The organism is Lysobacter capsici (assembly GCF_018732085.1).
Classification (GTDB): Bacteria; Pseudomonadota; Gammaproteobacteria; order Xanthomonadales; family Xanthomonadaceae; genus Lysobacter; species Lysobacter capsici_A.
Genome location: NZ_CP076103.1, coordinates 5120142 through 5135714 on the forward strand (window position 1 = coordinate 5120142; position 15573 = coordinate 5135714).

At 67.6% G+C, this 15573-nt stretch carries 14 protein-coding genes; 8 read left to right on the forward strand and 6 right to left on the reverse strand.

Annotated elements, in window-relative coordinates:
• The first annotated feature begins 439 nt into the window (after nucleotides 1-439).
• From KME82_RS21355 to KME82_RS21370, 4 genes are all read left to right on the forward strand, one after another.
• Nucleotides 440-3130 (forward strand): CshA/CshB family fibrillar adhesin-related protein, encoded by a 2691-nt coding sequence (locus KME82_RS21355; RefSeq protein WP_215495785.1) that lies wholly within the window; start codon nucleotides 440-442, stop codon nucleotides 3128-3130.
• Nucleotides 3131-3444: 314 nt separating this feature from the next.
• A complete protein-coding gene (locus KME82_RS21360) occupies nucleotides 3445-3900 on the forward strand; it encodes a hypothetical protein (RefSeq protein WP_215495786.1) in 456 nt (151 codons plus the stop codon).
• A gap of 545 nt (nucleotides 3901-4445) precedes the next feature.
• Nucleotides 4446-4955: an SRPBCC family protein gene (locus KME82_RS21365; protein WP_215495787.1), complete on the forward strand. Its 510-nt coding sequence runs from the start codon at nucleotides 4446-4448 to the stop codon at nucleotides 4953-4955.
• Nucleotides 4955-5845, forward strand: coding sequence for a sterol desaturase family protein (locus KME82_RS21370; RefSeq protein ID WP_215495788.1), 891 nt, complete (start codon nucleotides 4955-4957; stop codon nucleotides 5843-5845). The genes KME82_RS21365 and KME82_RS21370 overlap by 1 nt, the downstream gene beginning before the upstream one ends.
• Before the next feature lie 64 nt (nucleotides 5846-5909).
• Here KME82_RS21370 and KME82_RS21375 read toward each other — a convergent pair whose 3' ends face one another.
• The 3 genes from KME82_RS21375 to KME82_RS21385 form a co-directional block, all read right to left on the reverse strand.
• Nucleotides 5910-6365, reverse strand: a complete 456-nt coding sequence (locus KME82_RS21375; protein WP_215495789.1) for a hypothetical protein — start codon at nucleotides 6363-6365, stop codon at nucleotides 5910-5912.
• A 248-nt stretch (nucleotides 6366-6613) separates the two neighbouring features.
• A complete protein-coding gene (locus tag KME82_RS21380) occupies nucleotides 6614-7231 on the reverse strand; it encodes a glutathione S-transferase family protein (protein ID WP_215495790.1) in 618 nt (205 codons plus the stop codon).
• 41 nt (nucleotides 7232-7272) lie between these two features.
• Nucleotides 7273-8694: a M20/M25/M40 family metallo-hydrolase gene (locus KME82_RS21385; protein WP_215495791.1), complete on the reverse strand. Its 1422-nt coding sequence runs from the start codon at nucleotides 8692-8694 to the stop codon at nucleotides 7273-7275.
• A gap of 112 nt (nucleotides 8695-8806) precedes the next feature.
• Between KME82_RS21385 and KME82_RS21390 the strand changes: the two genes are divergently transcribed.
• Both KME82_RS21390 and KME82_RS21395 read left to right on the forward strand, forming a co-directional pair.
• Nucleotides 8807-9283 carry an Lrp/AsnC family transcriptional regulator gene (locus KME82_RS21390; RefSeq protein ID WP_215495792.1) on the forward strand — a complete coding sequence of 159 codons (477 nt, stop codon included), beginning with the start codon at nucleotides 8807-8809 and terminating at the stop codon, nucleotides 9281-9283.
• 136 nt (nucleotides 9284-9419) lie between these two features.
• On the forward strand, nucleotides 9420-10469 hold the full coding sequence (locus KME82_RS21395) for a pyridoxal-phosphate dependent enzyme (RefSeq protein ID WP_215495793.1): 1050 nt from the start codon (nucleotides 9420-9422) through the stop codon (nucleotides 10467-10469).
• A 39-nt stretch (nucleotides 10470-10508) separates the two neighbouring features.
• On the opposite strand, the gene KME82_RS21400 is transcribed toward KME82_RS21395, so the two are convergent.
• Complete coding sequence (locus KME82_RS21400) at nucleotides 10509-11417, reverse strand: LysR substrate-binding domain-containing protein (protein WP_215495794.1); 909 nt, start codon at nucleotides 11415-11417, stop codon at nucleotides 10509-10511.
• Nucleotides 11418-11562: 145 nt separating this feature from the next.
• Here KME82_RS21400 and KME82_RS21405 point away from each other — a divergent pair, with 145 nt between their 5' ends.
• Nucleotides 11563-12267, forward strand: a complete 705-nt coding sequence (locus KME82_RS21405) for a glutathione S-transferase family protein (protein WP_215495795.1) — start codon at nucleotides 11563-11565, stop codon at nucleotides 12265-12267.
• Nucleotides 12268-12543: 276 nt separating this feature from the next.
• Here KME82_RS21405 and KME82_RS21410 read toward each other — a convergent pair whose 3' ends face one another.
• Nucleotides 12544-13689 (reverse strand): fatty acid desaturase family protein, encoded by a 1146-nt coding sequence (locus KME82_RS21410; RefSeq protein WP_215495796.1) that lies wholly within the window; start codon nucleotides 13687-13689, stop codon nucleotides 12544-12546.
• Between the two features lie 7 nt (nucleotides 13690-13696).
• Nucleotides 13697-14818 (reverse strand): ferredoxin reductase, encoded by a 1122-nt coding sequence (locus tag KME82_RS21415; RefSeq protein WP_215495797.1) that lies wholly within the window; start codon nucleotides 14816-14818, stop codon nucleotides 13697-13699.
• A gap of 112 nt (nucleotides 14819-14930) precedes the next feature.
• Between KME82_RS21415 and fabR the strand changes: the two genes are divergently transcribed.
• Nucleotides 14931-15569 (forward strand): HTH-type transcriptional repressor FabR, encoded by a 639-nt coding sequence (fabR, locus tag KME82_RS21420; protein WP_215499165.1) that lies wholly within the window; start codon nucleotides 14931-14933, stop codon nucleotides 15567-15569.
• The last annotated feature ends 4 nt before the right edge of the window (nucleotides 15570-15573 follow it).

Here is a 15573-nt window from a genome sequence, read left to right on the forward strand (position 1 = left end):
AGGCACTTTTTTAGCGCTGATTTTGGGGAATGCAGTGTGCTGGCGAGGACGCTAGCATGAGCATGCTCAATCATCGCCCGGGGGGATCGATGTTCGCTCAGAGCGGCCCGTACACCTGGGGCTGCGCAAATGCATGAAAGCAAGTCCTTGCATGCCGCTGCCCACGCATGGACGTCGTGTCGTGCGCGCGGTTTCCGTGCGCGTCGACTTTCCCGGCGCTAGCGCGATACAGCGTTCGCCGATGCGGCGGCACGCACGACAGCAAGGACGATCGGGTAAACGAACGGATCACGAACTAGGCGTGCATTGATACGGCGCCCATCGCCTCGGCATGGACACGCAATGAGTCGGAGAGCCGGCCCGACTTGAACCAACCGCCCCGAAACCCGGGGCACTCACTTTCGATCGCCCATGGCGAAGCAGCAGTCTTGGAGGACAGATGACCAGCACCACCGCCGCAACGACCCGTCGGTCGCGACGAAACGCAGTCCGTCGTGTGCTGCGTTCGACCGGGTTGCGGCCGTGGGCTGTGGCGCTGGCGCTGCTGTGGCTGGCGTTGCCGCCGCCCGCGCAGGCGCAGTTCGCGACCCAGGGCTCGGGCACCTATCGCAACAACATCATCTGGTTTCGCTGGGGAAACGGCACCTGCCCCACCGACCAGGACAGCTGCGCGGAAATCGGCAACGGCACCGCCAACCAGACCATCACCAGCCAGCAGACCTATGCCGTGGCGGGGCAGTCGCTGGTGGTGACCTGCACGCTGTCGGGGGTGGACAACAACGAGTTCCGCACCTACCGCTCCGGTTTGTGGCAGGGCGACGGACTCGACGATCTGTACAACATCGGCGGCGTCGGCACGGCCAATACCTTGTACAACGGCCTGCTGAATTTCGGCCAGAACGCAACGGCCACGGCCACGTTCGCGTGCGGGGCCACGCTGGGCGGCAATCCGTTCCCGCTCGAGGGACTGGTGGTCGCCGATGGCGAGCAGTCCCTGACCGGCGGCGCTGGCCAGAACGAATCGATTTCCGCCAATGCACCGACCGCGACCAGCTGGCGCATCATCGACCGTTTTCGCACGCCCGGCTGCACGACCAACGCCACTGCCAACATCACCGGCGCGACGCTGACCCTCAACGGCAGCACCCCGCTATGCACGGCCGGTCCGATGGCCGTCGCCTTCATGGAAGGCGCCACCAGCGCGACCCTGACCCTGCGCGGCGGCGGGCGCTCGGCCATGGCCCTGGGCGTCATGGTGTTCGTCGCCGACCGCAGCGACGCGCCGCTGAGTTACGGCGAGCCTCAACACTTGCCCAACTTCACCTGGAACGGCGGCAATCTGCCCAACGGCAACACCACCTACACCACCATGACCCTGGCGACGCTGAACCAGCCGGCGGTGCGGCTGGGCGCGCGCGTCGACATCGAGAACGTCAGCGTGGCCGGCGCCGCGGCGAACGGCGACGACAACAATTTCGCCACCCCCACCCCCACCGACGACGAAGACGCCTTCGCCGCGCTGGCGAACATCGCGCTGTCGCCGGGCGCCAGCCACAACCTGTCCGTGCCCTGCGCCGGCAACGGCGCGTTCGTGCGCGGCTTCATCGATTTCAACCGCGACGGCGATTTCACCGACGCCGGCGAAACATCCGCCTCGGCCACCTGCAACGGCGCCACCGCCGCCGTGAGCTGGACGATGCCGGCGGTCGCCGGGCTGAGCCCGGGCGCCAGCTATGCGCGCTTTCGCATCGCCTCGGCCGCCGCCGACGTGGCCACTCCGGTCGGACTGGCGATCAGCGGCGAAGTCGAGGACTACCCGGTCACCTTGACCTCGCAGACCCTGACCCTGCGCAAGCAATGGACCGGCGCGACCATCGGCGACAGCGCCGCGATCACCGCCTCGCGCGCCGGCAGCGTGATCGACACGCTCAACAGCAATGCCGACGCCGCGGGCGAACTCGAAACCGATCCCACGCCGGTCAACGTATTCGCGGGCGAGACCATCGTCCTGGCCGAGACCCTGGCCGTCGCCAACGCCGGCAGCTACGCCCCCGCCCTCGCCTGCACCGGAGCGGCGGATACCAATCCCAACGACGGCATCGCGATCGCCGCAACCGATACCAACATCGTGTGCACCTACACCAATACGCGCCTGGCCACGCTGCAACTGGCGAAGGCCTGGGCCGGCAACAGCAAGTCCGGCGATACGGTCACGATCGGCGCCACCACCGGCGGCAACAACAACACCGCGTCGTTCGCCGCCACCGCGCCGACCGCGGCCAACAGCGGCGCGCCGGTAAGCGTGCGCATCGGCGATGTCGTCAATCTGCCCGCGGAAGCCGGACCGGTTCTGGGCAACTACACCACCGCACTGGCCTGCACCGGCGGCCATACGCTGTCCTCGACCAACGGGCAGGCCGCCAACACACTGACCATCACCAGCGGCAACGCGGCGGTATGCACCTACACCAACACCCGCCGGTCGCAGCCGATCAGCCTGGCCAAAGCCTGGGGCGCCAATAGCCCCAATGGCCATACCGCCAGCGCGACCGCGACCGGCGCCACCACCAACCCGACCTTCAGCGCGACCGCCCCGACCAACACCACCGGCGCGGCCGTGACCGTATTCGCGGGCGACGTGCTGACGCTACCGGCGGAAACCTTCGCGGGCGGCGCGACGGCCGCCAGCTACACCACCACGCTGGACTGCGCCGGCGGCAGCCCGTTGGCGAGCGGCGCGACCGGCCGGACGCTGACGATCACCGCCAGTGCCGCGCCGACCACCTGCACCTACACCAACACCCCGGTGCTGGTGGATCTGTCGATCACCAAGACCAACACGTTCGGCGCCGGTCCCGCCGATCAGGCCAACGACACCGTGGCATCCGGCGCCTCCACCACCTACACCCTGGTCGTGACCAATCGCGGGCCCGGCGAAGCCATCGGTTCGGTCGTGCGCGATACGCCCGTCGCCGGGCTGACCTGTCCGCCCGGCAATGCGGTAACGATCAGCGGCGACGGCGTTCCGCCCGGCGGCTTCACCGTCGCCGACCTGACTGCGGGCATCGCGCTCGGCACGCTCGGCGCGGGGCAGAGCGCGACGCTGAGGTTCGACTGCCAGGTGAATTGACGAGGACGCCGGCCCAGGCCGCGAGTTGCCCAATGCTCGGTGTTTCGTTGATCGTGTACTGCGCCCCGGTTGATCGCGTACTTATCGTTCTGGCGCAAGCGCGTGCATGTTTCATCGAAGCGGCGGGTCCCGCACGTTATTGGTTTACGCAAGGTGTCACGGCGCAGACGGCGGCGCCGTGGCTCGAATGGTTGGCGCGCTTGGACCACGGGGCGGCACCGGTCGCGCCGATAGCGGCAACCACGGCCGATGCGCTATCGTTCCATCCAATACCCGCACGGCCCCAATGACCCGGATCACTCAGGAGCAGGCCGATGTTCGCACCCAAGGCGATCACGTTCTCCGCATTGGCCTTGATTCTGGCGGTTTTCATCGCCGCCCCGGTTTTCGTCCTGCACGCCAGCCCCTACATGCAGCCGGGACAAAACTGGTCGGTCGGGATGTTGGCCGGCGGAGACCTGCGCTTGCTTGATTCGGGCCGCTATGTTCATCGGTCGTGGTGCGACATTTGTCCCAACGACATGATCACGCACGGCACCTGGCGGCGATCGGGCGACTGGCTGCTGTTGCAGCCGGCATCCACCGAACGTCCTGAAAGACGGCTACGCGTGGTCACGATCAAAGGTTGCCCGATGCTGATTCCTCTGCAGAACGGCGAGTCGCCCAAATGGATCAGTCACGGCACGGTGTACTCGCGCGAAGGAGATCATTGCGTGATTGATCTGGATATGGCGGGCCATACCCGAAAACTGCTGCACGACCTGCAGTGAGGTCGCCGCCTTCGGGCTCGGTCGGCGAGCAAGACGCTATTGGAGCGGCTCCCGGCGAGATTTCCTTTTATCACGAGCCTTAGTCACGCCATTGCGGCAAGTTCGAAACCGGCGTCGTCTTTGTAATGCCGTGGTCGCGGCTTGCGCCGCTCCTACAGCTAGGCCATGCGGTTTTCGCTTGAGTTTGAGGTCACGCCGATCTTCAGCACTGCGAGGCTTGTCACTCGCGTTGGCAATCGCACACCCGGAGGGCCACGCGCAGGGATGCGCGTCGCGCGCCACCGGAACATCGATGTCCGATGTGGCGCGTGCCCGAAACATTTGATCTCGACAGGCGACCTAAAGTCCGCCGGATCGTGCAGAAATCCCATTCCCCGCACGACCTACCCGAAGGCCCTGGATAGAGCGAACGGTCGTTTCGTGTAACGCAGGAACATCGGGCATGGCATATCCCCATCGCAACCCAAATCGCCCATAACGGCCAAGCCCCACAAAACATACGCCCGCGTGTGGACAGCCCCGAACCACCCTCCTAGACTCCACCGATGCACCTGACCCTCACCGCCGAACGCAGCATCGCCGCCGCGCCCGAGGCGGTATTCGCGCTGGCGCTGGACCACGAACGCTTCCCGGCCCTGTTCGAAGGCTACGGCCCGATTCCCGGACTCAAGCGCATCACCCCGCTGTCGCCGCCCGCGCTCGGCAGTTTGCGCGCGCTGGAAAACCGCGACGGGTCCAAGCTGCGCGAACGCATCACCGTGCTGCAACCGCCGCATCGTCACGCGTACGTACTCGACGGATTCCGTGCGCCGCTGTCGTGGCTGGCGCGCGAAGGACAGGCCGATTGGCGCTTCGACGCCGCTGCCGACTCCGGCGATGCGCAAGCCGCGCGCACCACCCGCGTGGTGTGGACCTACGTATTCGAACTCACCTCGCCCCTGGCCTGGCCGCTGGCTGCGCCGCTGCTGCAAGGCTGCATGCGCGCGGCGATGCGGCGCTGCTTGGACCGCATGGCGCAAACCCTGGAAACCGCGTGGCGCGAGGAGCGTCGTTGATGGAAGAGTGGATCCTGCTGGCGCTGGCGCCGATATTTCTGCTGCTGATCGCGCTGGAAGCCTGGTACTGGCGCAAGCGCCGGCCTGAGCAATACAGCCTGCGCGACACCTTGTCGAATGCGGCGCTGGCGTTGATGCACCAGGCCAGCGACGCGGTGGCCTGGCTGATCGTGATCGGCCTGTACTACGCGGTCTACGCGCATCGGTTGTTCGAACTGCCGGCCTCGGCCTGGACCATCGCCGGCCTGTTCCTGGCGCAGGATTTCTTCTACTACTGGTTCCACCGCGCCAGCCATCGCATCCGCTGGATGTGGGCCTCGCACGTCACCCACCATTCTTCCGAGCGGCTCAACCTGTCGACCGCGTTCCGGCAGAGCCTGACCTACCCGATTTCCGGCATGTGGCTGTTCTGGCTGCCGCTGGCCTGGATCGGCTTCGAACCCAAGCACATCGTCGCGGTGGTCGCGATCAATCTGGCGTTCCAGTTCTTCGTGCACACCCAGGCGGTCGGCAAACTCGGCTGGCTGGAGAAGGTGTTCAACACCCCGTCGCACCACCGCGTGCATCACGCGCGCAACGCGAAGTACATCGACCGCAACTACGCCGGCGTGCTGATCGTGTGGGACAAATGGTTCGGCACCTATGTCGAGGAAGACGAAGCGGTGCCGTGCGAGTACGGCATCATCGGCCAGATCCGCAGCCACAATCCGATCAAGCTGACCTTCCACGAATGGATCGCGATGTTCGGCGATGCCTGGCGCGCACGCGGCCTGCGCGGAATGTTCGGGCAGTTGTTCGGACCGCCCGAGCGCGCACTGGCCCACACCGATCCCGCGCCGATGCCGGCAGCGACGGCCAGCTCGACCGTGCTGGCCGACGGCCACGACTGAAGCGGGCGGCCGGCTCCAGCCAACCGTGTGATTCATCCGTCGCAATCGCGCGAGCGGCGCGGCGTCAGCGTTCCAACGGCGACAAGCCGAAGTACGCATACGCCGCCGACACCGCCAGTCCCAGCCACGCCTGCCCGTGCGTGGTCAGTACCGGCATCGCGTCGGGGTGGTACAGGCCGACCAGGAACGCGGTCAGCCCGGTGCCGATCCACACCAGCACGAACGACAACGCGATCACCGTCACCGTGCGCACCGCGGCCGTCGACGCGTCGTTGGCCAGTACGCGCAGCCCCGGCGCCTGGCCGGGTTTGGCCAGGGCCAGTTCGGCGATCACCAGCGCCGACACCAGTCCGCCGATCACCGACAAGGCCTGGGCCATGCCGTCGTTGAAATACGCGATCGTGTAATCGGTGCAGCCCGGCCGGTCGGCGCAGCGCGCCACCAGCACCGCGATCACGGTCAGGTGCAGGTAAATGCCGAGCAGGATCACCGAGATCAAGCCGCCGAATATCTTGTTCATTCCCACCTCGCAATCGGGCGCCGACTGGCGCGGTCGTTGGCAAAGGGGAAGGCACGAAGGATCGGCCCAGGCACGCTCGCACCGTCGCTCGACGCCCTCCCTCACTGGGCAAACGGCGCACGGGGCGCGGCGTGAATCGATGGTGGCGCCGGATACGGTCGATGCCGTTGCGGCCGTTCGAATGGGGAAAGCGATCGCCTGTCGCGCACCGGTCGAGGTGCGCGCGTTTCAGCGGTGAAGCGCGCGACTCAATCGTGGGTCTCCCCCGACAACGGCGTGGCCCGCATCGAGTCGCGCCGTTCGAACGCATCGAACCAGCCGCTGAGTTTCGGCCGTCCCTCGCGGAAACCCGGCAGCTCGCGGAACGCCAGCCAGCTCAGCGCGGTGGCGATGGAAATATGGCCTACGTGCAGCGGCGAGTCGGTGTCGAGTTCGCGTTCTAGCCAGTCGTAGCTCTCGATCAGCTTGAGCGTATACGCCTCGCGCAAGGCTTCGTAACGCAAAGCCTCTGGGCGGCGCACAGTTTCCCAGCGCACCTTGATCCCGGCATCGGCCAGGCCCTGCGCGATCGCCTGCAGGCGCAAAGCCTGCCAGCGCGCTTCGCCGTCGCGCGGAATCAGCGGCGCGCGCTCGTGCAGGGTGTCCAGGTAGGCGCAGATAATGTCGGAGTCGAACAAGGCAGGTTGGCCGGGACGGATCAGCACCGGCACCTTGCCCAACGGGTTCTGCGCGTACACCGCGTCGTTGCGCAGGGTCGGGCTGGTTTCGTGATGCACCACCTCGATCCGGTCGGCCAAGCCGGCCTCGTGCGCGAACACCAGCGCCTTGCGCGCATACGGCGAGTGGGTTTGATAGAGCAGTTGCATGGTGCGGGTTCCTCAAAGCAGATAAGGATCAAAACACGAAGTCATCGCGGCTCGGCATCGCCGCGCGCATCGTGCAACAGCCGCGCCAGCGCCGCGGTGACCCGACGCGCGGTCGGCAGATGCAGGAACTCGTTCGGCCCGTGCGCATTGGATTGCGGCCCCAGCACGCCGGTGACCACGAACTGCGCCCGCGGAAAGCGCTCGCCGAGCATGCCCAGAAACGGAATGCCGCCGCCTCCGCCGATCAGGGCGCCGTCGCGGCCGAACGCGTCGCGCGAGGCGCGTTGCAGGCTGTCCGCCAGCCACGGCGCCACCGGCGGCGCATGCCAGCCTTCGCTGACCGAATCGATCGTAAATCCTACCTGGCTGCGATACGGCGGATCGGCTTCGAGCAGCGCCTTCAAACGTTGCGATGCGTCCCGTGGGTCCAGCGTCGGCGGCAAGCGCAGGCTCAGCTTGAGCGCGGTGTGCGGCTGCATCACCGCCGCCGCATCAGCCACCGACGGCAATCCATCGATACCGGTGATCGCCAGTTGCGCGCGCCAGGCGCGGTTGAGCGCGAGTTCGCCGGGCGCTTCGACCACCGGGCGGGTGTCGGCATGAAACGGAAAGCCGCGCGCCAGCCCTTCGCCCAAGGCATTCGCGGCGAGCCAGGCCTGTTCGCGCCGCGCGGCGGGAATCTCGACCTGGAAGTCAGCGATGACTTCGCCGCTGAGCGGATCTTCCAGCCGCGACAGCAACTGCCGGGCGATGCGGAAACTCGACGGCACGATCCCCGACGCATCGCCCGAATGCACGCCTTCGTCGAGCACCCGCACGCTCAGGGTTCCGGCGACCTGACCGCGCAGCGAGGTCGTGGTCCACAACTGATCGTAATTGCCGCAACCGGCGTCGAGCGCGACGATCAAACGCGGCACACCGAGCCGCGGCGCCAGTTGTTCGATGTACGCCGGCAAGTCGATGCTGCCCGATTCCTCGCTGGCCTCGATCACGATCATGCAGCGCGGATGCGCCAAGCCCTGATCGCGCAAGGCGCGCAGCGCGGCGATCGCGGCGAACATCGCGTAGCCGTCGTCGGCGCCGCCGCGTCCGTACAAGCGCTCGCCTTCCAGCACCGGCGTCCACGCCGCGCGACCCGCCGCCCAGCCCGGCATCGGCGGCTGTTTGTCGAGGTGGCCGTAGATCAGGCTCGGCGGGCCGGCTTCGCCGGGTACGTCGATGAACAGCAACGGCGTGCGTCCGGGCAGGCGCAGCACCTCGACCGTGGCGCCGGGCAGGTCGGCGAGCTGTTCGCGCGCCCACTGCGTCATCAACGCGACCGCGCGATCCATATGGCCGTTGTCGGCCCAATCGGGATCGAATGCCGGCGATTGGCAGGCGATGGCGATGTAATCGCACAGCGCCGGCAGGATGTCGTCCTGCCAGGCGCGGTCGATATGTTGGCAAAGCGCGGGGAAATCCATGCAATGACCTCTCGATGAGGCGAAAAGGCTAACGGCGTGGGCGCGCGCTTTTGCCGCGAACCGATACCCGCCCGCGCGGTTTTTCGGCGCGTTCGCGCTCTAAGATGCGGCCATGAAACTCGACCGATTCGACCGTCAACTGCTCAACCTCGTGCAGGACGACGCCGGCCAGACCGCCGACCGCCTCGCCGAGCAGGTCGCGCTGTCGCCCTCGGCGATCCAGCGCCGGCTGCGGCGCATGCGCGAAGCCGGGGTGATCGTGCGCGAAACCGCGGTGGTCGATCCCAAACAGGTCGGCAAGCCGACCTTCTTCGTCGTCTCGCTGCAGGTCGAGCGCGAGCGTCCGGAGTTGCTTGCGCAACTGCGCCGCTGGCTGGCCGCGCACGATCAGGTGCAGCAGGTGTTCTACGTCACCGGCGAGGCCGATTTCGTGCTGGTGGTGACCGCGCCGGACACCGAGGACTTCGACGCGCTGATGATCCGCATGGTCGGCGAGAACCCGAACATCCGCCGCTTCACCACCAATGTCGCACTGAGCCTGGTCAAGCGCGGGCTGACCATTCCGGTGCCGCTCGACGAGGACGACTGAGCCGCGCGCCCGGCCGCGCGCGTACGCGTGCCGGCCGCGATCGCAGGCGCGATGACTGGGGCGAACGCGCCGAAATTCCGCGCGCAGCCGTCGATTTCGCCGCCGACGCGCGCACGCCGCCCGCCACACTGGCGGCATGAGCGAACACTGGCTGAGCGACCCGACCCGGCTGTGGCCGGATTACCGACCGACCCGATTGATCGAACTGCCCGCGCTCGCGCGCCGCGCCGGCGTCGCGCGCGTGCTGGTCAAGGCCGAGAACGAACGGCCGCTGGGCAATTTCAAGGCGCTCGGCGACATGGTCGCCGGCTTGCGCGGGTTGGCGCGGATCACCGGCGCGCAGTCGCTGGACGAACTGCGCCGCCGTTGCCGCGCATGGCCCGTCGCGCTGCGCCTGGTCTGCGCGAGCGACGGCAATCACGGCCTGGCGGTGACCGCGGCGGCGCGGCACGCGGGCGTGGCGGTCACGGTGTTCCTGCCCGAAGCGGTCGGGTCGGTGCGCGCGGCGCGCATCCGCGCGCTCGGCGGCGAGGTGGTGGCGGTGGCCGGCAGTTACGACGACGCAGTCCTCGCCGCGCGCGATGTGGCGGCGCGCGGCGATGGCTTGTTGATCGCCGACACCAGCGACGATGCCACCGATCCGGCGGTGATCGACGTAATGGCCGGTTACGGCCTGATCGCGCGCGAACTGGCACCGCAGTTGCGCGCGTGCGCGGCAACCAGCGTCAGCCATCTGTTCGTGCAGGCCGGCGTCGGCGGACTGGCCGCCGCGCTCGCCGATGGTTTGCATGCACATGCGCAGGCGCCGGGGCGGTTGATCGTGGTCGAACCCGAAGCCGCGGCCTGCGTGGCGCGCGCATTGGCGCGTGGCAAACCCGCGCAGATCGACGGTGAATTGGACACCTCGGCGCAGATGCTGTCGTGCGGCCTCGCCTCGGCCTCGGCGCTGGCTTTATTGCTGTGGCATCGCGCGCAGGCGCTGACTGTCGACGAGCCGACCCTGCGGCGTGCGCCGCGCGAGCTGTCGGAATGCGGCGGACCGCGCAGCACGCCGTCCGGCGCGGCTGGCGTGGCCGGTTTGCTGCACGCGGCCGACGATCGCGCGCGGCGCGAGCTGCATGGCCTGGACGCCACCAGCACGGTGTTGTTGATCGTTACCGAGGGCGCGATCGAAGACACCGACTGAAGCATTCGAACGGAATTGAAACGCGCTCGATGCCTTCGCTCACGGGCGCGCGAAACAATCGAGCAGGAACTCCACCGTCGCGCGCACGCTCGGCAACTGCCCGCGCCGATGCGGCACCAGCAGCGTCGTGGTCACGCGGCCGGCGGTCCATTCGGGCAACACGCGCAGCAGTTGGCCGCTGCCGAGTTCGGCGCGGCACATGCGCTCGGGCAGCACGGTGATGCCCAGGCCGGCGACGGCGCTCGCGCGCAGCACCCGGCCTTCGTTCGCGGTCATGCGCGCCCGCGGCTCGACCTGCATCTGCGCGCCGTCGGCGCTGGTCAGCGTCCACGCTTCGCCGCCGGCCAGGCCGGTCAACAAGGCATCGTGTTCGCTCAATTCCAGCGGCCCGGTCGGCAGACCGTGTTCGGCCAGATACATCGGCGCGGCCACCAGCACGATGTCTTCGACCGAAGCCTGGCGCTGGATCAATCCCGAATCCGGCAGCGGCGCGAAATGGCTGCGCACCGCGATGTCGTAGCCCTCCTGGACCAGATCGACCCGGCGATCGCTGACATCGACCTGCACGTGCATGCGCGGGTACTTGCGCGCCAATACCGGCAGATGCTCGGCCAGATGGTCCTGCGCGGTCGGCACGCCGCAGCTGATCCGGACCTTGCCGCTGGGCTCGGCGACACGGCGGCGCACGCTGTTCTCGGCCGCTTCGGTTTCGATCAGCGCGGCGCGCGCGTGCTCGTAGAAATCGCGGCCGGTGTCGGTGAGGGTGAAGCTGCGCGAGGTGCGATGGATCAGGCGCACGCCCAGATCGTCCTCGAGCGCGGCCACGCGTTTGCTCAACGTGGACTTGGGCACGCCCAGGCGGCGCGAGGCCGCGGCGAAGCCGCCGTGCTCGACCGCGGCGGCGAACAGGACCAAGTCGTTGAGGTTGAGCATCGGCGCAAAGTACACACAGGAAGACTTTGCGTCCACTTTCTGCCGACTACTCGGGGGAAGTCCACACACCTACCGTGATCGGCACGGGCAGCGAGCCTGCCAGCGAGCGTCGTCTCGTTCGGCCGCTGCTCCTTTCAACCCCATCACTCAAGGAATCCCCATGCCCCCGATCCTCTACTACGGCGTCCCGTCCGGCTGCTCGTTCGGCTCCATCGTCGCGCTGGAATGGTCCGGCCTGCCCTACCGGCTGGTGCGGGTCGAGATGCCGCAGATGATCCACGCCCCGGCTTACCTCGCGATCAATCCGGTCGGCGAAACCCCGGCCTTGCTGACCGCACGCGGCGAAGTGCTGGCCGAAAGCCTGGCCATCCTCAATCACATCGGCGCCAACGCGATCGCCAGCGGCATCGCCTTCGCCCAGGGCACGCGCGAGTTCGACGAACTCAACCGCATGCTCGCCTTCCTCAACACCACCTTCTTCAGCGCGTTCGCTTCGCTGTGGCATCTGCTCGAACACGAGAGCGACGAGCACGAGAAGGCCGCGTTGACCGCCTACGGTCGCGCCCGGGTCGAACGCGCGCATGCGCAACTCGAACGCATGCTGGGCGACAAGCCGTGGCTGCTCGGCGAGCATCGCACCTTGGCCGACGCCTACTTCATCGGCATCGCACGCTGGACCAAGTACCACGCCGTGGTCGATCGCCGCGACTATCCAAACCTGCAGCGTCTGTACGACAAGCTGGAGGCCGATCCGGCGGTGATCTTCGCCCATGCGATCGAGCAGCAGACGCCGGCGGTCAGCGGCGGTGGGTTCGCAGGCGAGATCGGGTTGGAGGAGGCGTTGGGGTTCAAGCGGGTGGCTTGATGCGCGGCGCTTGGGGGTTGTTCGAGGAAACGATTGATCGGCGGAGCAAGAGCAAATCCCCCCTAGCCCCCCTTTTTCAAAGGGGGGAATCCAACGGGTGGATTCGTGCGCGTCGAATGTGGATGCGTGCGCGTCGAAGAACGCGATCACTCAAACCGAAGCGGCTTTTGCCGTTGCCCACTTTAGAAAAAGGGGGCGGCGTCCGCGCAGCGGACGCGGGGGGTTTGAGCTGTTGCTGTTGCCGTTAACGTTGCAACCCAACAACCGCTCGCGCCATCAACCCTGCGCTTCAACCACCTCAGCCCGCACCAACGGCCGCCGCGCGCGCGGCCGGCTCGGCCACGCATGACGCACGATCCGCCACATCACCTGGCCGAACTGCCTGGGCAGCGAACCGGTGTCGTAATGCTGGCCGTAACGCCCGCAGATCTCGCGCACCTCCACCGCCAAGGCCGCATAACGGCGCGCCGGCAGATCGGGGTAGAAGTGATGCTCGATCTGATGGCTCAGGTTGCCGGTCATCAGGTCCATCCACTTGCCGCCGCTGAGATTCGCCGAACCGCGCAGCTGGCGCAGATACCAATGCCCGCGCGATTCGTTGCGCACCGATTCCTTCGGGAACACTTCCGCATCGGCGGTGAAGTGGCCGCAGAAAATCACCGTGTACGTCCACAGGTTGCGGATCACGTTGGCGACCACGTTGCCGAGCAGCACCGGCAGGAAGAACGGGCCGGCCAGCGCCGGAAACAGCACATAGTCCTTGAGCATCTGCTTGCCCATCTTGCGCCCGACCGGCACGAACTTGCGCCACATCGCGCGGTGCTTGGTCTTGCCGGTGAGCCAGCGGCCGATGCGCAGTTCCTGGATCGCCACGCCCCATTCGAACAGCAGCGCGAACACCACCGCGATGAACGGCTGCAGCAGATAGAACGGACGCCAGCGCTGCTCCGGGAACAGACGCAGCAGGCCGTAGCCGATGTCGTCGTCCATGCCGCGCACGTTGGTCCAGGTGTGGTGCATGTAGTTGTGGGTTTTGCGCCAGTTGTCGCCGGTGGCGACGATGTCCCATTCGTAGGTCTTGCCGTCCAGATGCGGGTCGCGCATCCAGTCGTACTGGCCGTGCATGACGTTGTGGCCGACTTCCATGTTCTCCAGGATCTTCGACAGCGCCAGCAGCGCGGTGCCGAGGATCACGCCGGGCCAGAACAGCCAGGACACGAACGCACCGCCGATCGCGCCGACCATCAGCAGCAAGCGACCGAGCAAACCGGTGTAGCGCACCACCGCGACCACGCGGCGGATGTAGTCGGCGTCGACCCGGCCGATCTGGGCGACGGTGCGCGCGCGCAGCGCGTCGAGTTCGGCGCCGAAGCGGTCGAGTTCGGTCGGGGTCAGCGCGCGATTGCGTTTGGATGCGGTCATGGGCGGATCACAGGTCGAGGACGAGGTCGCTGGTCGCGCTGTTCACGCACAGACGCAGCGAAGACACCGGTTCGGCATGCACGTCGCCGGTATGCAGATGACGGGTGGCGCCCGAGGATTTGCCGCAGGAGCAGGTGTTGCACAGGCCCATGCGGCAGCCGGAATTCAACTTCAGGCCCTGCGCTTCCAGCGCGGTGAGCAACGATTCTCCGCGCGCCAGTTCCAGGGTGCGGCCGCTGCGCGCCAGGGTGACCGCGACCGTGCCGGTGTCTTCGACCGCGCGCGGCGGCGGCGTGAACGCCTCGGCCGCGAACGCCCGCGCGCGCGCTTCGATCAGGCCGCGCGCGCTGGCGACGAAACCGCCGGGGCCGCAGGCATAGACCTGACGCGCGGCGAGATCGTCGACATGCGCATCCAGCAGCGAGGCATCGATGCGGCCAGCGTCTTCGTCGGCAGCCTGCGGCTCTTGCCGGGTCAGCACGAAGCGCACGCGGAAATTCGCATGCGCCGCGGCGGTCGCGCGCAATTCCTCGACGAAACACAGTTCTTCGCGGCGACGCGCCCAGTACAGCAGGGTCAGCGGCACCGGCATGCCCTGCGCGGCGAGTTGCCGGGTCATCGCCATCAACGGGGTGATGCCGCTGCCGGCGGCGACGAACAGCCAGGAGCCGTCAACGCGCGCGGGCAAGGTCATCTCGCCGAACGCCGGGCCGAGTTCGAGCACATCGCCCACGCGCGCGTCGCGGTGCAGATGCCGGCTGAGCTTGCCGCCCTCGATCGCCTTGACCGTGATCGCGATGCGGCCGTCGGCGCGCCCTGCCTCGGACAGGCTGTAGCTGCGCGACACCAGCGCGCCGTCGATACGGGCGCCGATCATCAGGTGTTGACCGGCGCGGGCGGGCTCGTGACGGCGGCCGGCCCAGTTGCGGTTCGGCGCCAGCAGCAGGGTCACCGCGTCGGCCGACGCCTCGCTGCGGCCGACGATGCGGGCGAGCGGACGCTCCCAGCTCCAGGTCGGATGCAGGCGCGAGGCCCAGAAATCAAAGACTTGCGGAACGACCAGCGGCGCGATCAGGCGTCGCAGGCGGCTGCGCGGACGGTGGCCGGCGGGATGGAGGGCAGCGTTCATGGGGGCACTATACACATATCCGCACAGATGTGTGCACAACCGTATATTAATATGGGGACGGGAGTATGATGTGCGCTGCCCGACTTAGCGCCAGCCACTCGTGAGCCAACGCATCACCGACATCGACGTCGACATCCACCCGGGCCGCAAAGCGACGATCTCGCGCGAAGACCTGATCGCCGCCGCGCTCAAGCTGATCGGCCCGCACCGCAGCGTGTCGAGCCTGAGCCTGCGCGAGGTGGCGCGCGAGGCCGGCATCGCACCCAACAGCTTCTACCGCCAGTTCCGCGACACCGACGAACTCGCCGTCGCGCTGATCGACCTGGCCGGGCAGTCGCTGCGCAAGATCGTCGGCGAGGCGCGCCATCGCGCCGCGACCCGGCGCAGCATCGTGCGCAGCTCGCTGGAGGCTTTCATGGAACAGTTACGCGCGGACGACAAACTGCTGCACGTGTTGTTGCGCGAAGGCACGGTCGGCTCGGACGCGTTCAAGCGTGCGGTCGATCGCGAACTGTCGTTCTTCGAGGAAGAACTGCGCGTCGACCTGATCCGGCTGGCCGCGCAGGACCAGATGCCGCTGTACGAACCGGCCGTGGTCGCGCGTTCGATCACCCGCCTGGTGTTCGCGATGGGCGCCAGCGCGATGGACATGCCGCGCGCGCGCGACCCGGAACTGATCGAAGAAATGAGCACGATGATCCGGATCATCCTGGCCGGCTCGCGCGCGTTGGCTCAGACCGCCGCCCGCTGAACCG